The sequence below is a fragment of the Komagataeibacter europaeus LMG 18890 genome, assembly GCF_000285295.1.
Classification (GTDB): Bacteria; Pseudomonadota; Alphaproteobacteria; order Acetobacterales; family Acetobacteraceae; genus Komagataeibacter; species Komagataeibacter europaeus.
In genome coordinates, this window is record NZ_CADP01000002.1 from 38,714 (window position 1) to 52,873 (window position 14,160).

At 63.8% G+C, this 14,160-nt stretch carries 14 protein-coding genes; all 14 read left to right on the forward strand.

The window, feature by feature from the left end; translation table 11 throughout:
* Position 1: 1 nt before the first annotated feature.
* Complete coding sequence (rnc, locus tag GEU01_RS01700; protein WP_019084690.1) at positions 2–778, forward strand: ribonuclease III; 777 nt, start codon at positions 2–4, stop codon at positions 776–778.
* Complete coding sequence (era, locus tag GEU01_RS01705) at positions 775–1,689, forward strand: GTPase Era (protein ID WP_019084691.1); 915 nt, start codon at positions 775–777, stop codon at positions 1,687–1,689. Before rnc ends, era begins: the two co-directional genes overlap by 4 nt.
* A gap of 115 nt (positions 1,690–1,804) precedes the next feature.
* Positions 1,805–2,545 (forward strand): UMP kinase, encoded by a 741-nt coding sequence (pyrH, locus tag GEU01_RS01710; protein WP_019084692.1) that lies wholly within the window; start codon positions 1,805–1,807, stop codon positions 2,543–2,545.
* A gap of 75 nt (positions 2,546–2,620) precedes the next feature.
* On the forward strand, positions 2,621–3,187 hold the full coding sequence (gene frr / locus GEU01_RS01715) for a ribosome recycling factor (RefSeq protein ID WP_019084693.1): 567 nt from the start codon (positions 2,621–2,623) through the stop codon (positions 3,185–3,187).
* Positions 3,188–3,315: 128 nt separating this feature from the next.
* On the forward strand, positions 3,316–3,990 hold the full coding sequence (gene uppS / locus GEU01_RS01720) for a polyprenyl diphosphate synthase (RefSeq protein WP_231289832.1): 675 nt from the start codon (positions 3,316–3,318) through the stop codon (positions 3,988–3,990).
* Positions 3,974–4,828: a phosphatidate cytidylyltransferase gene (locus GEU01_RS01725; RefSeq protein WP_019084694.1), complete on the forward strand. Its 855-nt coding sequence runs from the start codon at positions 3,974–3,976 to the stop codon at positions 4,826–4,828. Before uppS ends, GEU01_RS01725 begins: the two co-directional genes overlap by 17 nt.
* A 44-nt stretch (positions 4,829–4,872) precedes the next feature.
* Positions 4,873–6,030 carry a 1-deoxy-D-xylulose-5-phosphate reductoisomerase gene (gene dxr, locus GEU01_RS01730; protein WP_019084695.1) on the forward strand — a complete coding sequence of 386 codons (1,158 nt, stop codon included), beginning with the start codon at positions 4,873–4,875 and terminating at the stop codon, positions 6,028–6,030.
* A 48-nt stretch (positions 6,031–6,078) separates the two neighbouring features.
* Complete coding sequence (rseP, locus tag GEU01_RS01735; protein WP_019084696.1) at positions 6,079–7,185, forward strand: RIP metalloprotease RseP; 1,107 nt, start codon at positions 6,079–6,081, stop codon at positions 7,183–7,185.
* A gap of 192 nt (positions 7,186–7,377) precedes the next feature.
* Positions 7,378–9,792: an outer membrane protein assembly factor BamA gene (bamA, locus tag GEU01_RS01740; protein WP_019084697.1), complete on the forward strand. Its 2,415-nt coding sequence runs from the start codon at positions 7,378–7,380 to the stop codon at positions 9,790–9,792.
* A gap of 7 nt (positions 9,793–9,799) precedes the next feature.
* Positions 9,800–10,645, forward strand: a complete 846-nt coding sequence (locus GEU01_RS01745) for an OmpH family outer membrane protein (protein ID WP_019084698.1) — start codon at positions 9,800–9,802, stop codon at positions 10,643–10,645.
* A complete protein-coding gene (gene lpxD / locus GEU01_RS01750; RefSeq protein WP_019084699.1) occupies positions 10,602–11,741 on the forward strand; it encodes a UDP-3-O-(3-hydroxymyristoyl)glucosamine N-acyltransferase in 1,140 nt (379 codons plus the stop codon). Before GEU01_RS01745 ends, lpxD begins: the two co-directional genes overlap by 44 nt.
* Before the next feature lie 90 nt (positions 11,742–11,831).
* Positions 11,832–12,317: a 3-hydroxyacyl-ACP dehydratase FabZ gene (gene fabZ, locus GEU01_RS01755; protein WP_026018411.1), complete on the forward strand. Its 486-nt coding sequence runs from the start codon at positions 11,832–11,834 to the stop codon at positions 12,315–12,317.
* Positions 12,318–12,448: 131 nt separating this feature from the next.
* A complete protein-coding gene (gene lpxA / locus GEU01_RS01760; protein WP_019084700.1) occupies positions 12,449–13,300 on the forward strand; it encodes an acyl-ACP--UDP-N-acetylglucosamine O-acyltransferase in 852 nt (283 codons plus the stop codon).
* Positions 13,290–14,156, forward strand: a complete 867-nt coding sequence (locus GEU01_RS01765) for an LpxI family protein (protein ID WP_010507734.1) — start codon at positions 13,290–13,292, stop codon at positions 14,154–14,156. The genes lpxA and GEU01_RS01765 overlap by 11 nt, the downstream gene beginning before the upstream one ends.
* Positions 14,157–14,160 lie beyond the last annotated feature (4 nt).

A 14,160-nucleotide genomic window follows, 5' to 3' on the forward strand; every position in this document is an offset into this window, starting at 1 on the left:
CATGGAGGCCGAACGCGTGCCCGCGGCGGAAATCACCCGGCTGGAGGCGTGTCTGGGGTACCATTTCACCCGGCCCGACCTGCTGCTGCGCGCATTGACCCACCGTTCCGCAGCGCATGAGCGCAATGGCGGCCGCCGCACGCGCCAGAGCGTGGCAAGACGCGGGGCCGGGTCCAACGAACGGCTGGAATTCATTGGCGACCGGGTGCTTGGCCTGCTCATGGCCGAATGGCTGCTCGAACGCTTCCCCGATGAGCAGGAGGGCGCGCTTGGCCCCCGTCACGCGCATCTCGTCTCCCGCACGGTGCTGGCGCAGGTGGCCCACGTCATGGGGCTGCAGTCGGCGCTGGACGTGGCCGAGCACGAGGCCCGCGCCGGCGTGCGCCAGATGGCCAACGTGCTGGCCGATGCGGTCGAGGCCATACTGGGGGCCATGTACCTGGATGGCGGGCTGGACCCCGCCCGCGCCTTCGTGCGGCGGATGTGGAATGAATCCATCGTGGCCCAGGCCCGTCCGCCCAAGGATCCCAAGACCGCATTGCAGGAATGGGTGCTGGGGCGCGGGCTGCCGCTGCCGCAGTACCGTGTGGTGTCCGCCGACGGGCCATCGCACGCGCCGCGTTTCGTCATTACGGTGGACGCGCAGGGCAAAACCGGGCAGGGGATCGCTGGCAGCAAGCGCGCGGCCGAAAGCGATGCCGCATCGGACCTGCTGCGCCAGCTGGGCGCGGGCGGACAGGCCGCTTCTTCCACCGACCGCAAGGGGCAGGGAAAATGACCGGGCAGGATCAGGACAATACGACACGCTGTGGCTTCGTGGCCATTGTGGGCGCGCCCAATGCGGGCAAGTCCACGCTGCTGAACCGCATGGCGGGCACCAAGCTTTCGATTGTCAGCCCCAAGGCGCAGACGACGCGCTTCCGGGTGCTGGGCATCCTCATGCGCGACCGGACCCAGATCCTGCTGGTGGACACGCCGGGTATCTTCCAGCCGCGCCGCAAGCTGGACCGCGCCATGGTCGCAGCCGCGTGGACGGGATCGGAAGATGCCGACATCACGCTGCTGATCGTGGATGCGCGCGCGGGCATGACCGACGCGCTGCGCGCCATAGCGACCCGGCTTGCGGAACAGAAGCGCAGGCTGTGGCTGGTGCTGAACAAGACCGACCTTGTCCGGCGTGACGCGCTGCTGCCGCTGACGGCGGAACTGTCCGCCATCCTGCCGGTCGAGCATGTGTTCATGGTCAGCGCACGCTCGGGCGAGGGGGTGGACGACCTGCTGGACCGCCTGGCGGCCGACCTGCCGGCGGGACCATACCTGTATCCCGAAGACGACCTGACCGACCTGCCGGATCGCCTGCTGGCGGCCGAACTGGTGCGCGAACAGATCTTCCTGCAGACGCATGAGGAAGTCCCCTATGCCGCAACGGCCGAGACCGAGGGCTTTGCCGAACGGCCCGACGGGTCGGTGCGCATCGATGTCACGATCTATGTCGCGCGCGGGTCGCACAAGGCCATCCTGATTGGCGAACGCGGCAGCCGGATTCGCGCGATCGGCGAAAAGGCGCGCCATGAACTGACGCGGCTGCTGGGGCGCAAATGCCATCTTTTCCTGAATGTGAAGGAACGCGCGGGATGGGATGAGGAACGCGCCCGCCTGCGCGCGATCGGCCTGGATGATGCGTCCTGAATCCTCAAAAGAGGGATCATCGGCTTGTGGGGGGGGGCATCCCTCTATATGACAGGGCATGGTCGGGCGGCCTGCCCGTCCCTAGCCCCGTCTGCCTGATCTGCGCCGAGGACCAATGACCCAGTCCGACACATCCCCCGCACCATCATACAAGCGCGTCCTGCTGAAAGTATCAGGGGAAGCCCTGATGGGCAGCGGGTCATACGGGGTCGATCCCGCCACGGTTGACGCCATCGCGGCCGACGTGGCGGCCGTGGCCCGGACGGGGGTGGAGGTCTGCCTGGTTATCGGCGGCGGCAATATTTTCCGTGGCGTGGCCGCGGCGGCCCGCGGCATGGACCGTGCGCAGGGCGATTACGCCGGCATGCTGGCGACCGTCATCAACGCGCTGCTCATGCAGAACTCGCTCGAACGCCATGGCGTGCCGACGCGGGTCATGACCGCCATTCACATGTCCTCCATTGCGGAACCCTATATCCGTCGCCGCGCCGTGCGGCATATGGAAAAGGGCCGCGTCGTGATCTTCGCGGCGGGGACCGGCAACCCGTTCTTCACCACCGATACGGGGGCGGCGCTGCGTGCGGCGGAAATGGAATGCAACGCCCTGTTCAAGGGCACGCAGGTTGATGGCGTCTATTCCGCCGACCCGCGCAAGGTGCCCGATGCAAAGCGCTATGACACGCTGACCTATCGTGACGTGCTGGCCAATGACCTGAATGTCATGGATGCGGCGGCGATCAGCCTTGCGCGCGAAAACCGGCTGCCTATCGTGGTATTCAATATTCATGGAAAGGACCCCTTCACCCGCGTCATGCGCGGCGAGGGACGTTTCACCACCATCGTGGCGGCTGACTGAAACCGGGATATCCCTGTCGCCCGTTCGCGGGTGTAGTCATGCCCGGTGGATCAGGAATCAAAAAGGAGGGCCACAGTGTCTGTCGATCAGAAAACCTTGCTGGCGGATCTGACCCGCCGTATGGACGGCGCCATTGAAAGCCTGCGCCGTGACTTTGCGGGGCTGCGTTCGGGTCGCGCCAATCCGGCATTGCTGGAACCCGTGCGGGTGGAAGCCTATGGCGGCGAAGTGCCGCTGACGCAGGTTGGATCCATCGCCGTGCCGGAAGCGCGCATGCTGACGGTTCAGGTATGGGACCGTACCCTGGTGGGTGCTGTGGAACGCGGCATCCGCGATGCGGGCCTGGGCCTGAACCCGGCGGCTGATGGCCAGACCGTGCGCGTGCCCATTCCCCAGTTGACGGAAGAGCGCCGTAACGAACTGGCCCGCGCGGCCGGCAAGTATGCGGAAAATGGCAAGATCGCCGTGCGCGGCGTGCGTCGTGATGGCATGGACCAGACCAAGAAACTGGAAAAGGCCAGCGAGATCAGCGAAGACGATGTCAAGACATGGTCGGACGCGATCCAGAAGCTGACCGACCAGTACGTCAAGCGCATTGATGATCTGCTGGTTGAAAAAGAACGCGAGATCAAGCAGGTCTGATTGATGCGTGAATGCCGTAACCCCTGTGCTCCATCGTGTGTGTGACTGAGGAGGGCGATCAGGTCTTGTCCGGGTCAGATCATCCAGCCACAGCCCATACGTGCCTGCCGGAACATGTCGCCATCATCATGGACGGCAACGGCCGGTGGGCCAGCACGCGTGGCCTCCCGCTGCTGGCGGGGCACCGTGCGGGGGCGGAAGCCGTGCAGCGCACCGTTCGCGCCGCCACGGCACGGGGGGTGCGATGGCTGACGCTGTATGCCTTCTCATCCGAAAACTGGCGGCGCGCACCGGGGGAGGTCGCGGACCTGACCAGCCTGCTGCGCTATTACCTGCGCCACAAGGTGGCCGAACTGTCGCGCGAAGGGGTGCGGCTGCGCATTATCGGCGATCTTGCACGTTTTCCCCGCGATATTCAGGAAGAAGCCCGTCGCGCCGAAGAGGTGACGCGTGGCAACACCCGGCTGGTGCTGGTGCTGGCGCTGTCCTATGGCGGGCGGGCGGATATCGTGCAGGCGGCGACCCGCATGGCGCAGGCTGTCGCGCGGGGTGAACTGCGGGCCGAGCAGATTGACGAAACCGTTTTCGCCAGCGCCCTGCTGACGGCCGGCATGCCGGATCCCGACCTGGTGGTGCGGACAAGCGGGGAATGCCGCCTGTCCAATTTTCTTTTATGGCAGTCGGCTTATGCCGAACTGGTTTTCCTTGATATTCCCTGGCCGGATTTTGACGCGACGCATTTTGACGCCGTGCTGGATATCTATTCACGGCGTGAAAGGCGATTCGGTGCAAGACCAGCCTGAAAACAGGAGCAGGGCAGCCCCCGCTGCCGCGGCAGGGAAATCAGGGAACTGGAAAGATCTGCGCGCGCGCGTCCTGTCCGCCGCCGTGCTGGTGCCGTGTGTCGCGCTGTGCGTGTGGTATGGCGGCCTGCTGTATGGCGCGCTGATCGTCGGGGCCATGGCGGGCATGGCCATGGAATGGGCGCGCATGTTCGGCTTCGGGCTGGAAACGCGGCGCGGCCAGTTGTGCATGGCGTGGGCGGCCTGCGTCGGGATTGCGGCACTGGCGGGGCACTGGGGCGGGGCGCTGCTGGTCATGGCGGCGGCGATCGTGCTGGGTCCGGCCCTGTGGGCGGGGCAGGTGGCCATTGGCTGCGCCGGACTGTCGCTGCTGTGGCTGCGCTACATGAGTGAACCGGGAGCGGGCGTTGTCCTGTTTCTCGTCGCATGCGTGGCGCTGAGTGACACCGGGGCCTACATGACCGGGCGGCTGTTTGGTGGCCCGAAGCTTGCGCCGCGTATTTCACCCGCCAAGACATGGTCCGGCTCCATCGGTGGCCTGGGCTGCGCCGTGCTGGGCGGCATGCTGATTGCGGCCCTGCTGCCCGGCGCGCTGCCGGGCGCGCTGTGGCGCGGGGCGGTATTCGGCGCCCTTGTCGCCATCGCGGCGCAGGCCGGGGATCTTGCGGAAAGCGCGCTCAAGCGTGCCCGTGGGGTCAAGGATTCCGGTACGATCCTGCCCGGGCACGGTGGGCTGCTGGACCGTTTTGATGGGCTGCTGGTCGCCGCCCCGATGGCGGCCCTGCTGTCACTGGGGGCGGCGGGTGGTGCCGCTTTCTGGTATGTGGGTCTGCGCTGAGCCGATGGCCGGGGCCATGAACAGTTTTGGGGAATGACGTTACAATGAAGACAGTTTCCGTTCTGGGCAGCACGGGCAGCATTGGCTGTTCCACGGTGGACCTGCTGCTGCAGGCGCCTGACCAGTTCCGCACCGGCGCGCTGGTGGGCGGGCGTAATGTCACGAAGCTGGCGGAACAGGCCCGGGCGCTGGGTGCGCAGCGCGCCGTGATCGCCGATGAAAGCCTGCTGCCGGAACTGGAACGCCTGCTGGCCGACAGCGGCATCGAGACGGCCGGGGGCCGCGCCGCCGTGATCGAGGCGGCAAGCCTGCCGGTAGACTGGACCATGGCCGCCATCACCGGCGCCACGGGGCTGGAACCCACGCTGGCCGCCGTGCGCAATGGCCGGTCCGTAGCACTTGCCAACAAGGAAGCGCTGGTCTGCGCCGGTGATGTCATGCTCCGGGCCGTGGCGGATGCGGGGGCGACCCTGCTGCCGGTCGATTCCGAACATAACGCCGTATTCCAGTCCATGGCCGACAAGCAGGCCGATCAGGTCGAGCAGATCATCCTGACCGCTTCGGGCGGGCCGTTCCGCAGGGCAAGCCTTGAGGAAATGGAAAAGGCCCCGCTGGAGGCGGCGCTGAAGCACCCGACATGGACCATGGGGGCCAAGATCACCATCGATTCCGCCACCATGTTCAACAAGGGTCTGGAACTGATCGAGGCGGCGCGCCTGTTCAACGTGACCGAGGACAAGCTGGGCGTTGTCGTGCATCCGCAGTCCGTGGTGCATGGCATGGTGCAGTATACCGATGGTTCCATCGTGGCGCAGCTTGGCTCGGCCGACATGCGCATTCCCATTGCCCATACGCTGGCATGGCCTGCGCGCATGCCCACCAATTCGCCCCGTCTGGATCTGGCCGCACTGGCGCGCCTTGATTTCGAGGCCCCGGACGAGGTCCGCTTCCCCGCGCTGCGCCTGGCGCGCGAATCCCTGCGTGCGGGCGGGGCGATGCCCGCCATCCTGTCGGGGGCGAATGAAATCGCGGTCGAGGCGTTCCTGAAGCGCGAAATCGGCTTTCTTGATATTGCACGGATCGTCGAGGATGTGATGCAATCCATCGGGCCGCAGCGTGCGGATACGCTGGAAGAAGTGCTGCACTGGGATAATGAATCCCGCCGTGTCGCCCGCCAGCGTACGGTTGCCCGCGCGGCCTGACATGATTCTGGATGGTCTTTCTGGCCATCGGGAGATAGCGTAGCATTCATGCATGATCTGATCCGGACCATTCTGGCTTTCTCCCTTGTGCTGGGGGTGCTGGTTTTCATTCACGAACTTGGTCACTACCTTGCCGCGCGCTGGCGTGGCGTGCATGTCGAGGTTTTTTCGATCGGTTTTGGCCGTCCCCTCCTGCGCTGGCATGACAGCGTGGGCACGGAATGGCGGCTGTGCCCGGTGCCGCTGGGCGGATATGTCCGCCCGCATGGATTCGAGGGGCCGGAAGACGCGACCGAGGAACAGAAGGCCGCGTGGCAGCCCGGACGCACGTTCCATGACAAGCCGGTCCTGTCGCGGGCCATCGTGATCATGGCCGGGCCGGTATTCAACTTCCTGCTGGCCATCGTGCTGTTTACCGGCCTGTTCGCCATGTCGGGGCAGCCGCATATCCTCAATCAGGTGGCCCAGGTCATGCCCGATGGGGCTGCCGCCAGCGCCGGGGTGGAAAAGGGCGACGTAATCGTGCGCGTGGGTGACCACAGGGTGCGCGACGTGACCGACCTGCAGTCCTTTGTCAGCGGGCAGGCGGATGCCCAGACCACGCTGACGGTCCGCCGTAATGGTGCGGAACAGGTGCTGCCGGTCCATATCGGTGCGGTCGGGGACAAGGCCAACCGCCACGGCCAGATCGGCGTGTCCTTCGCCGCCGAGGTCGGCAAGCCGCAATCCCTGCCGCGGGCCTTTGTTTCCGCCATCAGGGAAACATGGAACGTATCGGTCCAGACGCTGGACGGGCTGTGGCAGATGATTACGGGACAGCACAGCACCAAGGACCTTGGCGGTCCGCTGCGCATTGCCCAGATGTCGGGTCAGGTGGCGCAGTATGGCGTGCCCAGCCTGGTGTCGTTCATGGCGCTGCTGTCGATCAACCTCGGGCTGATCAACCTGTTCCCCGTGCCGATTCTTGATGGGGGACGGCTAGTGTTTTATATATTTGAGGCTATTCTGGGGCGGCCGGTGTCTCGTCGGGTGCAGGAAATCAGCTTTCAGGCTGGCTTTGCGCTGATTGCCGGATTATTTCTGTTTTCAACCTTTAACGATCTGTCACATTTCGGCCTGTTCCAATGGCTCGCGTCGCGCGCCGGACAGGGCTAAGGTGCAGCGGGTGACACAAGTGCTTGCACAGTGTGGCGTATATCGGATAGGTCCGCCACGAAGACTGATACATGACAGGAAGGGAGCCGGCCCTCCATCCGGTCTTAATGCATGGCTGATCCGCATGCCGAGTGGTGAGGAATAGCGATTTTGTCGAGTAAACGTTCAGCGCTGCTTGCGTCTGTCTGCGTTATGCCGCTGTTCTGGACGGTCGGTGCATATGCACAGGAAGAAGCAGCACAGAACACGCCATTCGGCGGGGATATGGCGCCAGTGGACGGCGTGCAGCAGGAACCCGAGGTGGAGGCGATCAAGGCCCCGCCGCTTGAAGACCCGATCGAAGCGGTGGACATCAAGGGCAACAGCCGCATCGAAACCAGCACCATCCTGTCATACATGGTTGTCCAGCCGGGCGACCGCTTCAATCAGGATCTGCTCGACCGTTCGCTCAAGACCCTGTACGCCACCGGACTGTTTCATGACGTAACGCTCAAGCGCGTGGGCAACGTGCTTGAAGTGCATGTGGTCGAAAACCCGATCGTCAACCGTATCGTGTTCGAAGGCAATCATGCCGCCAAGGACGAGGACCTGACGAAAGTCATCTCGCTGCGTCCGCGCGCGGTCTATTCCCCGCAGGGCATTGCCGCCGACCGCACCAAGATCCTGGGTGTCTATGCGGAAAAGGCGCGGTACGCGGCCACCGTCACACCGCAGATCATCCGCCTTGCACATAACCGCGTTGATGTGATCTTCCACATCAACGAAGCGCAGAAGACGCTGATCAAGAAGGTCACGTTTGTAGGCAACCACGCATTCAGCAGCGCGGCCCTGGCGGGTGTCGTATCATCCAAGGAGACGGCATGGTACCGTTTCTTTGCTTCCAGCGACCAGTACAATCCCGAACGCATCAAGTATGATGCTGAATTGCTGCATCGTTTTTACCTGAAAAACGGCTTTGTCGATTTCCAGATCAAGAACGCCACGGGCGAACTGTCGGCTGACCGCAAGAGCTTCTACATCACCTATACGATGGAAGAAGGTCCACGTTACCGCCTGAACAAGATGGATGTACGCTCGTCCCTGCGTCATGTCAGCGCTGAGTCGATGCGCAAGTACATCTCGCTGTTCCACGGGCAGTGGTATGATGGCAGCGCCATCCAGCACAACGCGACGGACATGCAGGAAATGCTGCAGGGCAAGGGCTATCCCTTCGCCATGGTCCATCCCGAAATTGCCCGCAACCCGGAAAAACGCACCGTCAACCTGCTGTTTGACATAAGCGAAGGCCCGCGGATGTATGTCGAGCGTATCGACATCAACGGCAACACCATTACCGAGGACAAGGTCATCCGGCGCCAGCTGCCCATGGCCGAAGGGGACCCGTACACCCCGCTGGACCGCAAGTATTCCAAGCTGATCCTGGAAGACCTGGGCTTCTTCAAGACGGTCTCGATCGATCAGACGCCCGGTTCCGCGCCGGACAAGGTCAATATCTCGGCCGACGTGGTGGAAAAGCCGACGGGTGAATTCTCGCTCGGTGGCGGTTACTCGACCGATGCCGGCGTGCTGGGCAATCTCGGGTTGAAGCAGCATAACCTGCTGGGCACCGGCATTGACGCAGGCTTCACGGGTACTGCCGCGTATTATGAAGACCAGGCCGACATCTCGCTGACGGACCCGTATTTCCTCAACCGCAATCTTGTGGCGGGCATCGACCTGTTCGGTATCCAGAACCGCTACATGACGTACCAGAGCTATTCCGAAGCGCGTATCGGCATGACGCTGCGCATGGGGTATTCGTACAACAACCACCTGTCGCAATCGTGGAGCTATACGCTGACCGATCGTGACATTGGTGATACGTGGTCTGATTCGTCATATTACGTGCAGGACCAGAATGGCTGGTCGCTCCTGTCACAGCTCAGCACCACACTGACATACGATACACGCGACCGCAGGCAGCAGCCGCATAAAGGTTTCGTCATACGTGTGGGTGGCGATTTCGCCGGTATCGGCGGTAACGAGCGCTACCTGCGTGGCAAGGTGGATGCCGCCTACTACATCCCGCTTGACAGCATCATGGGCAACCATGACTGGACGGTCAGCTTCCGTGCCGGTGCGGGTGACATCATGAACTGGGGCGGTGGTCGCAGCGACATCATCGATAACTTCTACCTTGGTGGTAACTCGCTGCGCGGCTTCATGGATGGTGGTGTCGGCCCGCGAAGCTACGCCATCCCCGCGCGTGACGGCAACCCGATGCATTCGCAGCAGGACTTCCTGGGTGGCCGGTTCATGTACACGGCATCCGCGCAGGTGGATTTCCCCATTCCGTTCGCATCGGCCATGGGGATCAAGGGACGGTACTTCGTGGATATGGGCGGGCTGGACGGGCTGCGTGTCCGTCGGCGCTATACATCCATGAAGGATTGGCCGAAATATACCCCGGTGTATGATGATACGCTTACGCCCGTGGTCTCGACCGGCGTGGGTATCGCGTGGAAGAGTCCGTTCGGGCTTGTGAATATCGATCTGGGCGTTCCCCTGCACAAGGGAACGAACGACAGGACCCAGTTGCTCCGCTTCGGCTTCGGCCAACAATTCTGAGGTGATAATGTTGCGTAAATCCGGCATTCGTCTGCTTGCCGCAACCGCTCTGCTCGGGTGGGGATATCAGGCCGTATCGGGCGCGCATGCGCAGGGTTCGGGCGGGAACTCTGGCTGGTTCGTGCCCAAGGCGTCGCAGCCTGCCCCCCATCCCGCCGCGCATGAGGCGCCACCCCCCGTGCAACTGCCCGCCCCGCAGTCCGACAGCGAGGAGGCACAGTCACAGACGCCGCCCATCCTGCCGCAGCCGCCCGTGCCCAAGGCGCCGGACGTGCCCAAGAGCGCACCGCCCCCGGCCCCTGTCATCGGCGTGATCAGCGTGCCGGATGTCATGCGCATGTCATCCGCCGCGCAGCAGGCCGAACGCGTGCTGGGTGCGCGCCGTGACGACCTGGCCCGCGATGCGCAGAAGGAGCAGGCAGGCTGGCGTGACGAACAGCAGAAGCTGCAGGGTCAGGCCAAGACCATGTCATCCGACCAGATCCAGAGCAGCGAGCGCAAGCTGCAGGAACGCGTGCTGGCGGCGCAGAAGAACTTCCGCAACCGCAACCGCGTCATTCAGGAAGCGGCCCAGGTCGCGCTGGGGCAGATCGAACGCGAACTGGTCCAGATCATCCGGCAGGTTGCCGCCAGCCGTGGCATGAACCTTGTGCTGCATCTTGAGCAGGTGGCCCTGAGTCAGGAAAGCCTGGATATTACGCAGCAGGTGGCAACGCAGCTGAACGGCGTGCTGCCGACCGTATTCATTCCCGCCGCGGATGTGGACCCGGAGGTTCTGGCCAAGTCCGGCACCATGCCGACCACGGCGGATGCCGACCGTCCAGCCGCTGCCGCCGCGCCGGCCAAGCATTAAGGCCTGTTTCATGACAGTGACGCCGGATAACGTACCGGGCGATCCACGGTTTTTCGTAACGCAGGGACCGTTCGGGCTGGAACAGCTTGCGCAATGCAGCGGGGCTGAACTGCGCAAGGCTGCCGACGGGGCGGAAACCAGCACCCCGTTCAGCGGCATCGCGCCGCTGCAGTCCGCTACGCGGGGACAGGTCAGCTTTCTGGACAACCGGCGCTATCTTCCCCTGCTGGAAGGAACGGGTGCTGGCGCGGTAATCGTAGCCCCCGCCTTTGCGGACAAGGTGCCGCCGCATGCCGCCGTTCTGGTGTCAAAGGCGCCGTACCAGGCATGGGCCCGCATTGCGTCCCTGTTCTATCCGCCGCCACCGGTCCGGCCGGGCATCCACCCTTCCGCCGTGATCGGTACCGGGTGCGAAATCGACCCGACGGCCGCGATCGGCGCCTTTACGGTGGTGGGCGACGGCGTGCGGATTGGCGCGGGTTCCGCTATCGGCACCCATGTCAGCATCGGGAACGGGGTGGAAATCGGGGCGCGTTGCCGTATTGGCGCGCATGTCGCCATTTCCCACGCCCTGCTGGGTGAACGTGTCACGCTGCTGCCGGGGGCGCGGATCGGTCAGGACGGGTTTGGCTTTGCCGTGACACCCGAAGGCTTTGAAAGCGTACCGCAGCTTGGTCGCGTCATTCTGGAAGACGGGGTGGAGATCGGGGCCAATTCCACCGTGGATCGCGGGTCCATCCGTGATACGGTGATCGGGGCTGGCTCACGCCTCGACAACCTGGTGCAGATTGGCCATAATGCGCGGCTGGGGCGCTGCTGTATCGTAGTTTCCCAGGCTGGCATTTCGGGTTCGACCGAACTTGGTGATTTCGTGACGGTTGCGGCGCAGGCCGGGCTGATCGGACATATCAAGATTGGTGCCAAGGCCCGGATCGGCGCGCAGTGTGGTGTCATGTCCGATGTGGAATCCGGAGCCGATATGATCGGTAGTCCGGCCATGCCTTTTCGGGAATTTTTCCGGAACGTGGCCTTTCTGCGTCGGATGGCCAGGAAAACGACGCAGGATGGAAACAGGGAAAAGGCCGACAAGGGCTGATTGCCTGCTGCCATTGCATATTCAACCGGCAGGAAGCCACTGTTCCGTCTGGCGCGGGAGGCTTTCAGGCCGAACAAGTGGTTGGACGACGTGGATAAAGAAGTAGAGGCACTCCCAGCGGACGGCACGCCCGCGACGCTGGAATCAATTGATATCATGCGGATCATGGAAGCGATTCCCCATCGCTATCCGTTCCTGCTGATTGATCGCATGGTTGATATCGTGCTGGGGCAGTCGGCGGTTGGCATCAAGAATGTCACGGTCAACGAACCGCATTTTCAGGGGCATTTCCCCGCACGTCCCGTCATGCCCGGTGTCCTGATCATCGAGGCCATGGCCCAGACGGCCGCGACGCTGGTGGTCCTGACGCTTGGCCCGGCGTTCGAAGGCAAGCTGGTTTACTTCATGACAATCGATGGCGCGAAATTCCGTCGTCCCGTCGGGCCGGGCGACCAGTTGCGCATCCATGTCGAAAAAGAACGCAGCCGTGCGAATGTCTGGAAATTCAAGGGTATCGCACGGGTTGATGGCGTGTCTGTTGCCGAAGCAACATTCAGCGCCATGATCATGGGGTAACACCGCGGGAAACGGGTCGTGGCGCGGGTCTGTCCAACGGGCGGCCCGGTGTCCGCTTCCGGGTCTTTGGGCCATAGTTACTTGCGGGGATGGAGGCTATTCTGGCAGGAAGTTCATCTAGCGGTACCGACATGGATGAACGGCGTGGAAAAGCGCCTGAAATCCATTCGTCATCCATTGTGTCCAGCCGTGCGCGGATCGGCAGGGGCGTGCGCATCGGGCCATGGTGTTCGGTCGGGCCGGATGTCGAAATCGGTGATAATGTCGAACTGATTTCACATGTGGTGATTGACGGGCGCACGACCCTGGGGGATGGGGTGGTGTGTTATCCCTTCACCTCTGTCGGGATGGCGCCGCAGGACCTGAAATACAGGGGTGAACCGACATCGTGCATGATTGGTGCCCGCACCATCATCCGTGAAAACGTGACCATTCACCGTGGCACCGCCACCGGCACCGGTTTGACCCGCATCGGGCCGGACTGCCTGATCATGGCGAATTCCCATGTGGCGCATGACTGCACGCTGGGGCGGGGTGTCATTATCGTCAACAACGTGGTCATGGGTGGCCATGTGGTGATCGGGGATGATGCCCGGATCATGGGGGCGGCGGCGCTGCACCAGTTCGTGCGCATTGGCCATGCGGCGCTGGTCGGTGGTGTGTGCGGGGTGGAAGCGGATGTCATCCCCTATGGCAGCGTGCTGGGCAATCGCGCGCGACTGGTGGGGCTGCACTGGATCTGGCTGCGCCGCAATGGCGTCCAGCCAGAGGAAGTCCGGCGCATGCGCCAGGCCTTCCGCGCCTTGTACCCCAAGGCGGCCCATGCCACCGGCGCGGTGTTTCAGGACCGGCTGGAGCATGTGCGCCAGACCTATGCCGATGATGCGCGGGTTGTTGAAATCCTTGATTTCATCGCGGCCCCCAGCCATCGCGGGCTTGTGCGTGTCCAGAGCGGGGACATGATCGAGAGCGATGGCGCCTGAACCGGCAGCCGACCGGCAGGGGCCATGCGTTGGCATCCTTGCTGGTGGCGGCCCGCTGCCCGGTCAGGTGGCGCGGGCGGTGGAACAGGCGGGTGGCCGGGTTTTCATTGTCGGGTTCCAGGGTTTTGCCGAACCCGCGGTGATCGCTCACTGGCCGCATCGCATGATTCGCCTTGCGGCGGCGGGCGAAATCCTGTCCGCGTTACATGAACACCATTGTCATGACCTTGTGCTGATTGGTCCCGTAAGGCGGCCCTCCCTCGTCAACCTGCGTCCTGATGCGACGGGCGCGCGTATTCTTGCGCGTATCGGCAAGGCGCTGTTTGCGGGCGATGACGGGCTGCTCGGGGCAATCGTGCGCGTGCTGGGGGAAGAAGGGTTCACCATCCGTGGCGCGCATGAATACCTGTCCGGGTCGGTGGCGCGCCGGGGCGTGATGGGGGCGATCGGTCCCGATATGGCGGCACGGAACGACATCATGCTGGGCCGCCGCGTGGTGCGCGAACTGGGGCGGCTGGATATCGGGCAGGGATGTGTGGTGCAGGGCGGTCTCGTGCTGGCGGTGGAGGCCCTGGAAGGGACCGACCGCATGCTTGAACGCGTGGGCGGCCTGCGGCAACCTGACCGCCCGGGTGGTGTTCTGGTCAAGATGGCCAAGCCGGAGCAGGAACGGCGCGCCGACCTGCCAACAATCGGGCCGCGGACGATTGCGGGTGCCGTGGCGGCTGGCCTGCGTGGAATCGCGATCGAGGCCGGTGCCACGCTGCTGACCGATCCGGCCACCTGCATTGCCATGGCGGATGAAGCCGGGCTGTTCCTGACCGGAATTGGCGGCGAAGATGAAAAAATGGACTGAAGGG

Bases quoted from the DNA above. Each gene is read 5' to 3' on its own strand.
- GEU01_RS01765 (WP_010507734.1), top strand. From the start codon at position 13,290: ATGGCGCCTGAACCGGCAGCCGACCGGCAGGGGCCATGCGTTGGCATC.
- uppS (WP_231289832.1), top strand. From the start codon at position 3,316: ATGGACGGCAACGGCCGGTGGGCCAGCACGCGTGGCCTCCCGCTGCTG.
- rnc (WP_019084690.1), top strand. From the start codon at position 2: ATGGAGGCCGAACGCGTGCCCGCGGCGGAAATCACCCGGCTGGAGGCG.
- lpxD (WP_019084699.1), top strand. From the start codon at position 10,602: ATGCCGACCGTCCAGCCGCTGCCGCCGCGCCGGCCAAGCATTAAGGCC.
- GEU01_RS01745 (WP_019084698.1), top strand. From the start codon at position 9,800: ATGTTGCGTAAATCCGGCATTCGTCTGCTTGCCGCAACCGCTCTGCTC.
- lpxA (WP_019084700.1), top strand. From the start codon at position 12,449: ATGGATGAACGGCGTGGAAAAGCGCCTGAAATCCATTCGTCATCCATT.
- bamA (WP_019084697.1), top strand. From the start codon at position 7,378: ATGCCGCTGTTCTGGACGGTCGGTGCATATGCACAGGAAGAAGCAGCA.
- era (WP_019084691.1), top strand. From the start codon at position 775: ATGACCGGGCAGGATCAGGACAATACGACACGCTGTGGCTTCGTGGCC.
- dxr (WP_019084695.1), top strand. From the start codon at position 4,873: ATGAAGACAGTTTCCGTTCTGGGCAGCACGGGCAGCATTGGCTGTTCC.
- pyrH (WP_019084692.1), top strand. From the start codon at position 1,805: ATGACCCAGTCCGACACATCCCCCGCACCATCATACAAGCGCGTCCTG.
- rseP (WP_019084696.1), top strand. From the start codon at position 6,079: ATGCATGATCTGATCCGGACCATTCTGGCTTTCTCCCTTGTGCTGGGG.